This window comes from Synechococcus sp. MIT S9504, assembly GCF_047497135.1.
Lineage (GTDB): Bacteria > Cyanobacteriota > Cyanobacteriia > PCC-6307 > Cyanobiaceae > Synechococcus_C.
Map to the genome: position 1 here is coordinate 2,707,347 of NZ_CP138942.1, position 14,558 is coordinate 2,721,904.

10 protein-coding genes are annotated in these 14,558 nt (G+C 54.1%); 4 read left to right on the top strand and 6 right to left on the bottom strand.

Annotation, left to right across the window (positions count from 1 at the left end; genetic code table 11):
• Positions 1 to 64: 64 nt before the first annotated feature.
• The gene (gene dnaK, locus SIB58_RS14720) at positions 65 to 1,981 is read left to right on the top strand and encodes a molecular chaperone DnaK (protein ID WP_067327443.1); all 1,917 of its coding nucleotides are present in this window, start codon (positions 65 to 67) and stop codon (positions 1,979 to 1,981) included.
• Between the two features lie 152 nt (positions 1,982 to 2,133).
• On the opposite strand, the gene pstS is transcribed toward dnaK, so the two are convergent.
• From pstS to psbQ, 3 genes are all read right to left on the bottom strand, one after another.
• Positions 2,134 to 3,135 carry a phosphate ABC transporter substrate-binding protein PstS gene (gene pstS / locus SIB58_RS14725; protein WP_067327446.1) on the bottom strand — a complete coding sequence of 334 codons (1,002 nt, stop codon included), beginning with the start codon at positions 3,133 to 3,135 and terminating at the stop codon, positions 2,134 to 2,136.
• Positions 3,136 to 3,209: 74 nt separating this feature from the next.
• Positions 3,210 to 4,364: an NAD(P)/FAD-dependent oxidoreductase gene (locus SIB58_RS14730; RefSeq protein WP_369818673.1), complete on the bottom strand. Its 1,155-nt coding sequence runs from the start codon at positions 4,362 to 4,364 to the stop codon at positions 3,210 to 3,212.
• The gene (gene psbQ / locus SIB58_RS14735) at positions 4,313 to 4,771 is read right to left on the bottom strand and encodes a photosystem II protein PsbQ (protein ID WP_067327452.1); all 459 of its coding nucleotides are present in this window, start codon (positions 4,769 to 4,771) and stop codon (positions 4,313 to 4,315) included. The genes SIB58_RS14730 and psbQ overlap by 52 nt, the downstream gene beginning before the upstream one ends.
• Positions 4,772 to 4,901: 130 nt before the next feature.
• Here psbQ and SIB58_RS14740 point away from each other — a divergent pair, with 130 nt between their 5' ends.
• The 3 genes from SIB58_RS14740 to SIB58_RS14750 are packed head-to-tail and all read left to right on the top strand — an operon-like array spanning position 4,902 to position 7,272.
• Entirely contained in the window at positions 4,902 to 5,108 is a 207-nt protein-coding gene (locus SIB58_RS14740) for a ParB N-terminal domain-containing protein (protein ID WP_231884223.1), read from the top strand.
• 53 nt (positions 5,109 to 5,161) lie between these two features.
• A complete protein-coding gene (gene purU / locus SIB58_RS14745) occupies positions 5,162 to 6,016 on the top strand; it encodes a formyltetrahydrofolate deformylase (RefSeq protein ID WP_067327457.1) in 855 nt (284 codons plus the stop codon).
• Complete coding sequence (locus tag SIB58_RS14750; protein ID WP_067327460.1) at positions 6,013 to 7,272, top strand: O-antigen ligase family protein; 1,260 nt, start codon at positions 6,013 to 6,015, stop codon at positions 7,270 to 7,272. The genes purU and SIB58_RS14750 overlap by 4 nt, the downstream gene beginning before the upstream one ends.
• A 77-nt stretch (positions 7,273 to 7,349) precedes the next feature.
• Here the strand turns inward: SIB58_RS14750 and SIB58_RS14755 are convergent, their stop codons facing one another.
• The 3 genes from SIB58_RS14755 to SIB58_RS14765 form a co-directional block, all read right to left on the bottom strand.
• The gene (locus tag SIB58_RS14755) at positions 7,350 to 10,847 is read right to left on the bottom strand and encodes a C2 family cysteine protease (RefSeq protein WP_414494675.1); all 3,498 of its coding nucleotides are present in this window, start codon (positions 10,845 to 10,847) and stop codon (positions 7,350 to 7,352) included.
• Between the two features lie 331 nt (positions 10,848 to 11,178).
• On the bottom strand, positions 11,179 to 12,744 hold the full coding sequence (locus tag SIB58_RS14760) for a B12-binding domain-containing radical SAM protein (protein WP_067327023.1): 1,566 nt from the start codon (positions 12,742 to 12,744) through the stop codon (positions 11,179 to 11,181).
• Positions 12,745 to 12,855: 111 nt separating this feature from the next.
• Complete coding sequence (locus tag SIB58_RS14765) at positions 12,856 to 14,535, bottom strand: hypothetical protein (RefSeq protein WP_067326996.1); 1,680 nt, start codon at positions 14,533 to 14,535, stop codon at positions 12,856 to 12,858.
• Positions 14,536 to 14,558 lie beyond the last annotated feature (23 nt).

Sequence of the window (14,558 nt, forward strand, 5' to 3'; positions counted from 1 at the left end):
GGCATTGCCTCTGCCGAAGATGCAGAGGATCTAATCAGTTACTACGCGAAGCAAGGAGGCACGGATGGGCAAGGTTGTCGGCATCGATCTCGGAACCACCAACAGTTGTGTGTCGGTGATGGAGGGCGGCAAGCCCACCGTGATCGCCAATGCCGAGGGCTTCCGCACCACGCCGTCGGTGGTGGCCTACACCAAGAACCAGGATCAACTGGTGGGTCAGATCGCCAAGCGTCAGGCGGTCATGAATCCCGACAACACGTTCTATTCCGTGAAACGTTTCATCGGCCGTCGGGTCGATGAAGTGAACGAAGAGTCGAAGGAAGTGAGTTATTCGGTTGAGAAAGCCGGCTCCAATGTGAAGGTGAAGTGTCCGGTTCTCGAGAAGCAGTTCGCCCCTGAGGAGGTGTCCGCCCAGGTGCTGCGCAAGCTGGCAGAGGATGCCGGCAAGTACCTCGGAGAGTCTGTGACCCAGGCGGTGATCACCGTTCCCGCCTATTTCAATGATTCCCAGCGTCAGGCCACCAAGGATGCGGGCAAGATTGCCGGCCTTGAGGTGCTGCGCATCATCAACGAACCCACCGCTGCGGCTTTGGCTTACGGGCTCGACAAAAAGAGCAATGAGCGGATCCTGGTCTTCGACCTCGGTGGTGGAACCTTCGACGTGTCGGTTCTTGAGGTTGGCGACGGCGTTTTTGAGGTTCTGTCCACCTCGGGCGACACCCACCTCGGCGGTGATGACTTTGACAAGGTGATTGTCGATCACCTGGCCGACACCTTTAAGTCGAATGAAGGCATCGATCTGCGTCAGGACAAGCAGGCTCTCCAGCGCCTCACCGAAGCGGCTGAAAAAGCCAAGATTGAACTCTCCAGCGCCACCCAGAGCGAGATCAATCTGCCGTTCATCACGGCCACCCCGGAAGGACCCAAGCATCTCGACCTCACCCTGACCCGTGGCAAGTTCGAGGAGCTGGCCTCCAAGTTGATTGATCGCTGCCGCGTTCCTGTTGAGCAGTCACTCAAGGACGCCAAGCTGTCGTCCGGTGAGCTGGACGAGATTGTGATGGTGGGTGGTTCCACCCGGATTCCGGCTGTGCTCGAGCTGGTCAAGCGAGTCACTGGTAAGGATCCCAATCAAACCGTGAACCCCGATGAGGTGGTGGCCGTGGGTGCTGCCATCCAGGGCGGTGTGCTCGCCGGTGAAGTCAAGGACATCCTGTTGCTGGACGTCACCCCTCTTTCTCTTGGTGTGGAGACCCTCGGCGGTGTGATGACCAAGATGATCACCCGCAACACCACGGTGCCCACCAAGAAGTCTGAGACCTACTCCACTGCTGTGGATGGTCAGACCAACGTGGAGATTCACGTGCTCCAGGGTGAGCGCGAGATGGCGTCCGATAACAAGAGCCTCGGAACCTTCCGTCTTGATGGCATTCCCGCTGCTCCCCGCGGCGTGCCTCAGATCGAAGTGACCTTCGACATTGATGCCAACGGCATTCTCAGCGTCACCGCCAAGGACAAGGGCAGCGGCAAGGAGCAATCCATCTCCATCACCGGAGCCTCCACCCTCAGCGACTCCGAGGTGGAAACCATGGTCAAGGATGCTGAAGCCAACGCCAGCGCTGACAAGGAGAAGCGCGAGCGGATCGATCTCAAGAACCAGGCTGAAACCCTCGTTTATCAAGCTGAAAAGCAGATGGAGGAGCTGGGCGACAAGGTCGATGCAGATGCCAAGACCAAGGTGGAGGAGAAGCGCAACAAGCTCAAGGAAGCCACTGAGAAGGAGGATTACGACGCGATGAAGCCCCTGCTTGAGGAACTGCAGCAGGAGCTTTACACCGTGGGAGCCTCTGTGTATCAGCAGGCTGGTGCTGAAGCCGGCGCTGCTCCTGGTGGCGACTCAGGCGCGACTCCCGGAGGGGGTTCTGGATCTGGTGAGTCCGGCGATGATGTGATCGATGCTGAATTCACGGAATCCAAGTGATTTTTAAGGCCAATCACACGTAGTCTGAATCCTCGTGTTTTCTTCCCCGTCTGATCACAGACGGGGTTTTTTGTTGCATCAAAAAGGGAGCATTCGCTCCCTCTTGATTTGCAAGTTGGTCTAGACGCAGTTGATCTAGAGGCTGCGATCGTTCAGTTGATGGAATCGGCTGCGGCTTTGGATTGGTTCACCACATCAGGTGGCAATGAGACGTAGCCCAGCTCGGGAGCCTGCGACTGTGCTTCTTCGGACAGCATGTAGTTAAAGGTCTTCCTCAACATTGTCGTTTTGTCGTCGTTGCCAGTTTGGTAGGCCAGCACCCAGGTGAAGGTGACGATCGGATAGCCCGCTTTGGGATTGGGATTACCTCCGATCAGATCGGGGCCGAGGTCAATGGAACCCAGAGCTTCGCTGGCCGTAGCATTGGTGGGCTTCACCTGTTCACCCGAAGCGTTCTGCACCGCAGCGGCCTGGAGATCACCCTTCACATAGGCCAATTCCACATAACCGATGCCTCCAGCGATTTGGTTCAGCTGGGCGGAGACACCCTCATTGCCTTTGGCTCCAACACCGGTTGGCCATTTGACCGACTTTTCTGCACCAACATCCTTTTTCCACTCAGGGCTAATGGCTTCTAGATGTTTCGTGAAGTTGTAGGTGGTGCCGGAGCCGTCGGAACGGTGAACAACGTTGATCGCCTTGTCATCACATCCGAGTTCGTTGTAGTTCGTGATCTGCCCGAGAAAAATGCCTGCCAGTTGCTTTTGGGTGAGTGATAAATCGCAGCCAGGGTTGTTGTAAGCCACGGCGATCGCCCCGGCGGTCATGGGGATTTGCACCACACCGCGACTCACCTTGGCGATGGCTTCGGGCTTCATCGGCTTGTCGGATGCGCCGAAATCGACGGTTTCTGCGGTGAATTGACGGACTCCAGCACCCGAACCCACTGACTGGTAATTGACATTCACACCTTGGGACGACAATCCCTGAAACCATCGCTGGTAAATAGCCGCAGGGAAGGAAGCGCCTGCTGCGGAGAGCTGGCCCTGGACTTTTTCATCACTACCACCACCTGTGGAGCAAGCAGCCAGGCTGAGTCCTGCGGCCACACCCAAGATGACAGTCAGCGTTCTCGTGAGAAAAGAGCGTTGCATGAACTCTTCTAGAAAAATCGTTGGAGAGTGAAGAACACCCGGTTTGAACTTATTGCAATGCGAGGAGACCCGATTTAACGGTTGGTTATCGATTGTTGATCAACGTGCTGGCCAACCCATTCAGCGGTTGCGGGTGTCAGCAACACGCCGTTGCGGTAGTGCCCTGATGCCAGCAGCAGCCCAGGTTCCAGCTCTTCCAGCAGTGGAGCAGGCCGTTCTCGTGGTCGTGCACGCAAGCCACGCCACTGGCCGATCACTCTGGCGTCGTTCAGCCATGCCGGCGCCAGTTCGTTGAGCCGTTTCATGGTCTCTGTGGCAGCGGGATCCGCGTTCACGCCAGGCTCCAGCGTGGCTCCGATCCACAGGCGATCCTGTCCGTGCGGAATCAGATTGATGCCGCCGCAGGTGAGCACTGCTGGCCACCCTGACCATGGCCTGGCTGGCTTGTTGAGCTGAAGTTCAAGCACCTGTCCGAGCACGGCATCCATGGGACGTTGATGCCCAAGGCTCTGCAGCAGTTTGGTGCTGCCCAAAGCAGAACAAATCACCACCACATCGAAGTCGTCGATCCCTCCGTCTGCAGTGAGGAGGCGCCACTTGCTCTGATCTGAGCTGCTTTGCCGCAGCAGTTCCACAACCTCTGTCCCTCGAAGTTCGATGTTGTGCTCAACCAGGCTTCGTCTCAGGGCCCGAAGCAGCTGTAGCGGATCGATCCGTCCATCACGTTTCGACAGCATCGCCCCATGACCAGCCTGTGGCCATGGCGGATCAGCCTGCTCCAGCCTCTCGTTGGTGATGAACTGCAGTCCTGAATCGGGTCTTGCATCCGCAAGCTGTTGCATCCGCAGTGCCTCGTCGGCACTGCCTGCGAGTTGGATCAACGGAGTCTCCAGCTGCAGCGGCGACTCCGGATGATTCAGTTGCTCAACCCACGACGGCCAAAGCGTCATGCTGCGTTGACGCAGCCTCCAGGCCCGGCCGCTCGAACGCCGGAAGGCATGGCCCATCAGCACGCCCAGAGATGCGGTGCTGCCATTCAGATCACGATCAGCTGGCTTGGATGGGATCGGCCTGGCCAGCAATGGATCCGAGAGCAAAACTCTGTGACCTTGCCCAGCAAGATGCCAAGCGGTGCTTGTGCCGGTGACTCCTGCACCAATGACGGCGATGGAGGCGATCAGCTCAAAGCCTGCTCGGGGATGACTGCTGCGTAATTGGTGAAGCCTGATTCCAGCTCGTCGAATGACTTCTGAAGTTTGCCGTCGTCCTGGAGACGAGCGGCTTCATCGAGATCAGCCATGGCGTCCTTCAGGGACGTCGCCAATTTGTTGGCTTCTGCTCTGTCCTGGGGGAGCAGCCGTTGATTGATGTACAGCATTTCGCGGCCCACTTCCTGCATGGGGCCATGGATCAGGTTGCGTGTGAAGGTCCAGTCCCGTTCGTCAACAAGCTTGGCCAGTTCAGGCAGTCGGTCCCTGGCAGCTGTGAAGCCTTCCACCTGGCGGCGGATCACAGCCATATCTTCAGGGCTGATGGTTGCGGGATTGGCATTGGCGCTGCCATCACAAGCTGCGAGGCCGAAACAGAGGGCGAGGCAGAGGCAGAAGGCGGCCACGCGGCGCAGGGCGCTCAGCATCGGGGTTCACAAGAATCGTGGCGATTTTAACCGCCATCTAAATTTGATTGAAACACTCATCGTCACGAGTGCTCTCATGTGGGTGGACAGGGCGCCGTTGGCTTCCGTCCGCAGGCCCCTGAGCGATGTCTTGACGAAGATCAGGCTGAAAGCCCTGGTGGCCTCCATTGGTGAACAGGGATTGCACGAACCGATCGATCTCTTGGAGGTGGATGGTCAGCTCTGGGGGTTCAACAACTGTCACAGGTTTGCGGCCCATGAACGTTTTGGATTGCCAACCATCCGAGCCCGGATCGGACAGGCCACCTCCAGGGACCTGAACCTGCATATTCGCTGATAGGCAAGCAACCATTCGGGCGCAGAATCAACGCTTTCATCTTTCTCAGAGTCTTGTCCTCCGCTTCGGTCATCCTTCAGCTGATCTGTCCCGACCGTCCGGCACTCGTGAGTGAGCTCGCTGGCTGGGTGGCTGCGAACGGGGGCAACATCCGTCATGCCGATCACCACACCGATTCCGGTGCCGGCCTGTTTCTCAGCAGAATTGAGTGGGATCTGGAGGGCTTTGGTCTACCGCGCCAGGCGATTGCACCAGCGGTGGAGTCACTGGCGCAACGGCTCGGGGGCGAGGCTCAGCTCCACTTCTCTGATGAGCATCCCCGTGTGGCGATTCTGGTGAGCAAGCAAAGTCACTGCCTGCTTGATCTGCTCTGGCGGGCTCGCAGTGGGGAACTGCCCATGCAGGTTCCCATCGTGATTGCCAATCACCCTGATCTGGAGAGCAGCTGCAAGGAGTTCGGGGTGCCGTTTGTGCATGTGCCCGTGACCCACGAGACCAAGGCTGAAGCGGAACAAACCATCCTTGAGTTGCTGATCGAACATCGGGTGGAGCTGGCGGTGCTGGCCAAATACATGCAGGTGCTCAGCGGTGCCTTCCTCGAGCACTTTCCCAATGTGATCAATATCCATCACTCATTTCTGCCCGCTTTCAAGGGTGCACAGCCCTATCACCGCGCCTGGGAACGGGGCGTGAAACTGATCGGTGCGACGTCCCACTACGTGACCGAGGAACTGGACGACGGCCCGATCATTGAGCAGACCATCGCCCATGTGAGCCATCGCGATGAGGTGCAGGACCTGATCCGCAAGGGTCGTGACACCGAGCGACTTGCTCTGGCAAGGGCTCTACGCCTTCACCTCTGCCGTCAGGTGATGGTCTATCGCGGCCGTACGGCAGTGTTCGCATGATCGCCTGGCTGGATCAGGGCCGTCCCTCCCTGGCATCTTCACGTGGTTGGCGCTGCTTTCAGCTCGGTTTGTTTCTGCTGCCGTCGTCAGCTCTGCTGGGCAGTCTGCTGCTGTTCCCAGCGCTGTTGTTCGGCTGTGCCGGGCGTGACCGGCCCTTTTGGCGTGACCCCTGGAATGCTCCGCTGCTGCTGGCTTCAGGCCTGATGATTCTTGGTTGCTTTGGGGCCTATGACCAGGGACTCGCCTGGGTGGGTCTGGCCAATTGGCTTCCTTTTTTCTGGGGTTTCTGGGGTTTTCAGCCCTACGTGATGAGTTCAGAGGCCCGGCGCCGTTCTGCTCTCTGGCTGGTGGCAGGCAGTGTGCCTGTGGTGGTGACCGGTCTTGGTCAGCTGTGGTGGGGATGGCAGGGACCCTGGCAGTTGATGGGTGGATTGATTGTGTGGTTCATGGCAGCAGGGGGTCGTCCTGAGGGGCGTCTTTCCGGACTGTTTGATTACGCCAACATCGCCTCCGCCTGGTTGGCCCTGGTCTGGCCGCTGACCCTGGCTGCCCTGGTGCAGCAGGGGTTGAACCGCTGGCGCCGGGTTGTGGTGGTGGCTCTGGCCGTGCTGGTAGTGGTGGCGTTGGTGCTCACGGAATCGCGCAACGGTTGGGGTTCATTGGTGCTGGTGGTGCCGCTCGTTCTGGGTCCACTCAGCTGGCCCTGGTTGATTCCTCTGCTGGCGCTGGCACTTCTGCCGGTGTTGCTGTCTGTGCTTCCAGGGGTGCCGCTGATGTTTCAGGATCCCGCTCGGACACTGGTGCCTGAAAGTCTCTGGGCCCGCCTAAACGACAGTCAGTACGGGGGGGAAAGGGTCCTAGCTTCCACGCGCATCAGTCAATGGAACGTTGCGCTGCAATTAATTGCTGAACGGCCATGGCTGGGCTGGGGAGCTGCAGCGTTCTCAGTGATCTATCCACTGCGCACCGGTCAGTGGCATGGCCATGCTCACAATCTGCCGCTGGAGCTGGCCATCAGTCATGGTCTGCCGGTGGCAGTGCTGCTGGTGGGTTTTGTGTTGGCTCTGTTGGTGGTGAGCCTGCGGCGAGGACTCTCCGGCCTGTTCGACCGGGCCTGGTGGACGGCGTTCTTCGTGCTGATGGTTCTGCACGGCACAGATCTGCCCTTTTTTGACAGTCGGTTGAATATTGCCGGCTGGATTTTGCTGGCCGGCCTGCGCAGCAGTTTTGGCGGGCGGACTCATGCCCAACATTGACCTCTGGCTTAGTTCAGTAGGTGAAGTTTGTGTTTACACGATCAGAACAAAGAGGGACTAGTTGTTTCTTCTAATGATCAAGCCCAGCTCACGATGGGGTCTAGTCCATAAGTGGCAAGTTCGCTCCAGCGTGCTGTGAAGGTGTGATTACTGCTGCCACTGCTGGATCCCCAAGGATTCACGATCGTGAATAATCCAGTGCTGGCGTTGTAGTCAGTAATTGCAAAAGCATGTCCAGCGACGAAATCCCTTCGGCCGTTGCTCCCCCAGGTATTGCCGAATGACCCCAGCCAAAGTGCTTTGTTGTTGTTGATTGCAGCAATCGCTTGAGATTCGAATGCATTCCAGCTTGTTTGACTTCCCCAAGCGTTGGTCCAGCCATTCAGGCCTGTTCCAGAACCGCCAGTTCCTGTGTAGTTCAGAGAAACAGTTGTGGTCGTGTTTCCAGAGAGGTGTGTCAGTGCATCCATCCAACCCCCTTCTACCGCTGCATAACTGTTTTTGCTGCTGTCGCTCCCTCTCGAGAAAGCCCCTGTTTCATTGGCTTGTGCATAGCCTTTCTCCAGCAAGGACACCCACTTCTCGCCTGATAGGCCCCAAGATGCGTTGCCTGCAAGTGCTGTGCTGTAGCCGTTTGTGCTTGGTACGTAGGAATCGACGGTCACCCAGACTTCACTGAGGCTGTTGTCATAAAAACGAACACCATAGGTGCCATCACCATTGTCTTTAAACATCTCTGTGATGATGCTGGAATCAGCATCTGCATAGGAGCAAGCAGCCGCTAAGACATAGCAAGTTCCTGCCTGTCCTTGTCTGACATCATCGAAATTAACTCCATCGACAAAGAGATCACCAACCATTTCGTAGTAATCGAACGTCATTGCGCTTGCACTGGCAGCAGAATCTCCCTGCACGAAGTTCGTGGGGCGATCAAGGCCGCCATACCACTTGTCAACGAGTGAATTGAGGTGATCTTCACTGGCGCCTTCAGAGAGGTTGCCGAGACTGATGCGGCTTGATTCGCCACCGGTCCACCACTGGTTTGCGGTGTTGCCATTGACTACTGCGTCAAAGATATAGCTTTGGTATGAATCGTCAGTCGCTGAAAGGTAGCCGCTGAGATTGGTTTCAATGGTTTGCAGGTCTGTTAGTTCTGTTGCCGTGACTCCTCCACTTGCGACATCCACTAGAAGTGATTTCAGTTCTTGGTGGGTGAAGAGGTTGTCGCTAAGAAAACTATTAATATTGTTTTGAATTGATTCATCAGAGATGCCTTGTATTTTAATTGCCTCACCAATTACACCATCCTTATCAAGGTCAACGCCAAAAATATTTTCTAGTCCAGTGTTGACGCCTTGTTCAGTAGTCATCCAACCAGAACTTGTTGTGATGAAACCATCGGTATCTGTTTCCCAGACAACGTATTGTCCTTCACTGTGCCCCGTGCCATCGAGAAGTGCTTTAAATCCATTTTCAGTCTGTTTGGCGTGAGTGATATTCCAATTGGATCTGGAAGCATCGGACCAAGTTTGACCGCCACTTGATTTGAGCGTTACAGGTTGATTATCTCTAGCGAATTGATAGGAATTACCCCCAAAGATGAGACCGTTATTATCAAGGTCAACGCCAAAAATATTTTCTAGTCCAGTGTTGACGCCTTGTTCAGTACTCATCCAACCAGAACTTGTTGTGATGAAACCATCGGTATCTGTTTCCCAGACAACGTATTGTCCTTCACTGTGCCCCGTGCCATCGAGAAGTGCTTTAAATCCATTTTCAGTCTGTTTGGCGTGAGTGATATTCCAATTGGATCTGGAAGCATCGGACCAAGTTTGACCGCCACTTGATTTGAGCGTTACAGGTTGATTGTCTCTAGCGAATTGATAGGAATTACCCCCAAAGATGAGACCGTTATTATCAAGGTCAACGCCAAAAATATTTTCTAGTCCAGTGTTGACGCCTTGTTCAGTAGTCATCCAACCAGAACTTGTTGTGATGAAACCATCGGTATCTGTTTCCCAGACAACGTATTGTCCTTCACTGTGCCCCGTGCCATCGAGAAGTGCTTTAAATCCATTTTCAGTCTGTTTGGCGTGAGTGATATTCCAATTGGATCTGGAAGCATCGGACCAAGTTTGACCGCCACTTGATTTGAGCGTTACAGGTTGATTATCTCTAGCGAATTGATAGGAATTACCCCCAAAGATGAGACCGTTATTATCAAGGTCAACGCCAAAAATATTTTCTAGTCCAGTGTTGACGCCTTGTTCAGTACTCATCCAACCAGAACTTGTTGTGATGAAACCATCGGTATCTGTTTCCCAGACAACGTATTGTCCTTCACTGTGCCCCGTGCCATCGAGAAGTGCTTTAAATCCATTTTCAGTCTGTTTGGCGTGAGTGATATTCCAATTGGATCTGGAAGCATCGGACCAAGTTTGACCGCCACTTGATTTGAGCGTTACAGGTTGATTATCTCTAGCGAATTGATAGGAATTACTCCCAAAGATGAGACCGTTATTATCAAGGTCAACGCCAAAAATATTTTCTAGTCCAGTGTTGACGCCTTGTTCAGTACTCATCCAACCAGAACTTGTTGTGATGAAACCATCGGTATCTGTTTCCCAGACAACGTATTGTCCTTCACTGTGCCCCGTGCCATCGAGAAGTGCTTTAAATCCATTTTCAGTCTGTTTGGCGTGAGTGATATTCCAATTGGATCTGGAAGCATCGGACCAAGTTTGACCGCCACTTGATTTGAGCGTTACAGGTTGATTATCTCTAGCGAATTGATAGGAATTACTCCCAAAGATGAGACCGTTATTATCAAGGTCAACGCCAAAAATATTTTCTAGTCCAGTGTTGACGCCTTGTTCAGTACTCATCCAACCAGAACTTGTTGTGATGAAACCATCGGTATCTGTTTCCCAGACAACGTATTGTCCTTCACTGTGCCCCGTGCCATCGAGAAGTGCTTTAAATCCATTTTCAGTCTGTTTGGCGTGAGTGATATTCCAATTGGATCTGGAAGCATCGGACCAAGTTTGACCGCCACTTGATTTGAGCGTTACAGGTTGATTATTGACAGCTTCTCTGATGAGCTCGTAGGCCGACTGCTCTGAGCCATCAACAATTCCGTTGTTGTCTTCATCAATATTAGCGCCTATAATTTCATCAGCATTGAAATCTTGACTAATGTCAGATTCAGCTTGGTAAAGGGATATTCCCGTAAGATAATCCTCAACATTTGAAACGCAATCATTGTCCGTGCTGCATCTGAAAAACTCATCAGATAAGATTTTTTCGAAGACGAGTTGATTGATCTCATATGAGATACCTATGCCCACGTACCCTTCGATACTTAGTGAGGCTTGCTCATTACAAGAGCTGTCAAGGACAATGTCTGTATGACTGCTAATCAGGGGCAAGGCCGCATTGTTTTCTGAGTTATTATTGAGATTTCGCTCAAATCCATATCCTAAATTCGAGCTAAGAGCTGGGGACGAGGAAACACTAATAATATCGCCCGTTTGTCCGGTGTTCGAAGATAATTGAGGTGTATTAAGGTCTTCCATAGTTGAAAATTTTGAGAATTCAATTCATTTCCATGTATTGATGATGGCCTAATCACTGATTGTGATCTGTGAGCGAGATCAATCGTTTTTGTGATCTTGATCACACTTTCAGTGTAATCGTTAGTTTGCTCCTGGATTGCGCAATTTGTTGAAATTTCCCTGTGCTCAGGCTGAAAAAACGCTTAGAACTTGCTGGGTATGGTTTTGACGCGAGACTTCTCAAACCATTTTTTAACTGGCTTACTAAACAAAAACATCGTCTTACAGACGGTGCCTCGTTTTGAGTTGCAAATTTCATCAGGTTTCTGAGTGTTTGTACCTGTTGTTTCCCTTAGACGAACGACTTCTCTCGATCCTTGATCAGCCGCTCCTTGGTTAAAGGACCTTTGAGATGACCCCACGGTAGCTCTGATTCAGTGTCCCAAACGTCGTGTACCACATGCTCCCAGCTTGGCGGTAAGGGCAAGGTGACACCTCCGCTCTGCGCTGAAGGAAGCTTGCCTGCCACGGCAGCTCTGTAGGCCTTCTTCCAGCCTCCGAGGCTTTCCTGTGATCCTCGGACTGCGGCGATGACCGGCGCCAGGCGGCGATCACTGCGGGAGAGCAGAGCCTGGATCACGCTCCAGCCGTAACTCTCGGGGCGCAGATCAATGCCCTTTGGCTTCAGTCGTTTGGCCAGTCGTTTGAGGCGTTTGTCGGCTTCAGGTCGAACGCCCTGCCATTGGAACGGGGTCTGAGCCTTGGGAACAAAGGTGCTGACGCCCAGGCTGAAACGCAAGCCAGGGGTGCTCTTCTTGAGCTGAAGCAAGAGATCAGCGGTTGCTTCCACATCCTCCTCCTGTTCACTGGGCAGCCCCACCATTCCGTAGAGCTTGAGGGCATGCAGTCCCCCTTCCTTGGCATGGCGCGCAGCGGCGCTGATCTCCTCGTTGCTGAGCTTTTTATTCACCACCTCGCGCATGCGTTCGCTGCCGCTTTCGATGGCGATCGTGAGTGATTTGCTGCCCCGTTTTGCCAGTCCACTGGCAAGCTCCGTGGTCACGGTGGCTGCCCGCACTGAACTCACACTCACCCGCACGTCATCAAAGCGCTCATGGCCGAGCCAGCTCAGCAGGTCTGCGAACTGTGGATGCTGAGTGACTGATGCACCCAGCAGTCCCAGCCTGCGCGTTGCCACCAGACCTTTCTCGACAGCAGGGATCAGGCCGTCGTCCAGAGACGGCGTGCGGAAGGGAAGCGTGAGATAACTGGCCAGACAGAAACGGCACAGTTCCGGGCAGCTGCGCACCACCTCCACCATGTGGATATCGGGCCAGGCGGACTCGGGGGTGATGACCGTTGAATGGCTGAGGCTGTTGCCGCGCCAGGTTTGCTTGCTGATCGTGGCTGGCAGATCTGCTTCGATCGGGTCGATGCTTTGCAGACAGCCGTCATTGCCGTAGCGAGGTGCGTACAGCGATGGCACATAAATCCCAGGCACCTGAGCCAGTCGCCGCAGGCGCACGGAGCGTGAGTCAGAGCGCACCTCCTGAAGCGCGTCGATGAAGCTGGGCAGCAGCTCTTCGCCGTCTCCCAGAAGAATCACATCGAAAAAAGGGGCCAACGGCTCAGGGTTCGCCGTCAGCACCGGACCGCCGCCGAACACGATCGGATCCTGATCCGAGCGCTGCTCGCTCCAGATGGGAATCCGCTGCTGCTCCAGCAGATCAAGCAGCACAGGACCATCCAGTTCCCAGCTCAGGGAAAGTCCGAACAGATCACACTGCCGATGCGGTGGATCGCTCTGGTCGGTGAACAGGCGACGCACATCCAGATCAGAACGCATGGCCAGGGTGGCCCACACGATTTGATAGCCCAGGCTGGTGATCCCCACCGTGTAAGTGCTGGGAAAGGCCATCACCGCGCGCAGGGCTCCGGTTTCCGGCACGGCCGGATCAAACAGCAGCGTTTCCTGGTTCAGGAGGGCAGGAGCTTCAGATGTACATCTTCATCCTGAAGGATCAATGCTTCAGATGCTCCAGCCGATGCCATCGATGCTGTATCCCCGTGAAGTGAAGAACTGCTCATCCCCGGCTGCAGCAGAAAACCCGTACGCACCTGTTGAGCTGTTGTAGTACCGAATGAAATCCGTTGACCCTTCGCCTGGGGCTAGGGCATAAAAGGCCAGGTCGCCCCCGATGTAGCGAGGATTGGCGGATAGTTGCTCTCTTTCGCTTTCATTGCCGGTGTAGTAGTGCGTTTGATTTTGCTGGTCCACAAAGCTGTAGTAAGCGACGGAGCCCTGCGCATTCTTTGGTTTTTCACGGAATGAAGCGGCCATAAAGATGTATTCGCCATCAGAGTTCAGCGCATCAGTCGCTTGAGCATTGTTCGTGGTGTAAAAGGTGTCGTAGGTGTTCAGGGAATCCACGCGTGTGACAACACCTTCTCCTGTTAAGGGATCGGCGATGGCCGACGGAGTCGCCTGATCGGGCAGGTCTGTGTTGTCTGCATCTGGGATGTAGGACACACGAGCACCGTTGTACTGATACATCGAGCCCAACACCTGCCCGTATGGATTACTGGTGCCGGTGGCTGTTAACCAAAGTTGATAGTCAGCTGCATTGGCGATACCACCGTGCACCTTGAAATACACGGGAACATTCTCGAGATTTTCACTGCCGATTTGCTGCAGCGGTGAAGTGGGCGTATCCGTCCATTCGACCAGATTTCCGCCTTGGTCATACGTCAGCCATGGTGAAGGTGATGCTGAGCCACCCACGTCGGTGACATTGGCTTTGTTCAGGTTTGGTTGAGCGTAATCAGGTTGCCAGTAAGTCTGCTTGTTGTAGTTGGCATAACCCTGATTCTTTAAAATGCTTTCTTGGAGGCGATTATTGATCACGTTTCCGTCTTGATCAACATTGGCAGCCAGTTCAGCAGCATCTGGGCGAATGCCCTGTTCGATCAGCCAGGCTGCTGATTTGAGCGGTTGGGGGACGGAATTTGTACTTGTTGGATAGTAGTAGTAAAAGGTGCCGTTGTCTGTCTCAGAGCCAGCGTAATAAGAACCCTTCACCCATTCATTTTCACTCGGCAGGAAGAATCCGGATCTATTTTGGCGCGTTGCGAATGCATACTTCGAATCATTCAGGTTGTAAGCGCCCGTGAGGTAATCATCTGAAAACCGCACATATTTTTTGGATAGCTCCACAGAAAAACCTTCTGGGCTTTGTTCGGTGATGTTGTTTTCGGCAATGATGTTGCCGTTGCTCAGTGCATTGATGAAATAAAGGTATTGGAACATGGTGTTCCACATCATTGGTTTATTCTTCCAGTCTTCGTCCGACAGTACATAGTGCTCGCCATCATCGGCATTGCGAATGTTGATAATCTGTCCCTGGTATGGATTGACGACAGGTGAAAAACGATTCTCATAGAGTTTGACCCCTGTCCATGGTTGTGTGGGGTTAATGCCTGTTGGATCAACGGCATTCAGAAATGCCACATATTGCGATGCTGTGATCTCGTATTGACCGATTTCGAATGTGTAAGCAACACCGCCAATCTGCTGATAGCCGTCGCTTGTGGTGTTTGTGGCCGGTACATTTTGTTGGCTAGGTTTCTCAAAGCCAATGATGCCGATCGATGCGTTGCCAGGGTCCGATACTGTGGCCATGTCGATGGCGATATCGAAGATTGGACGCATGGTTTGATCAGCTATTTCTCCTC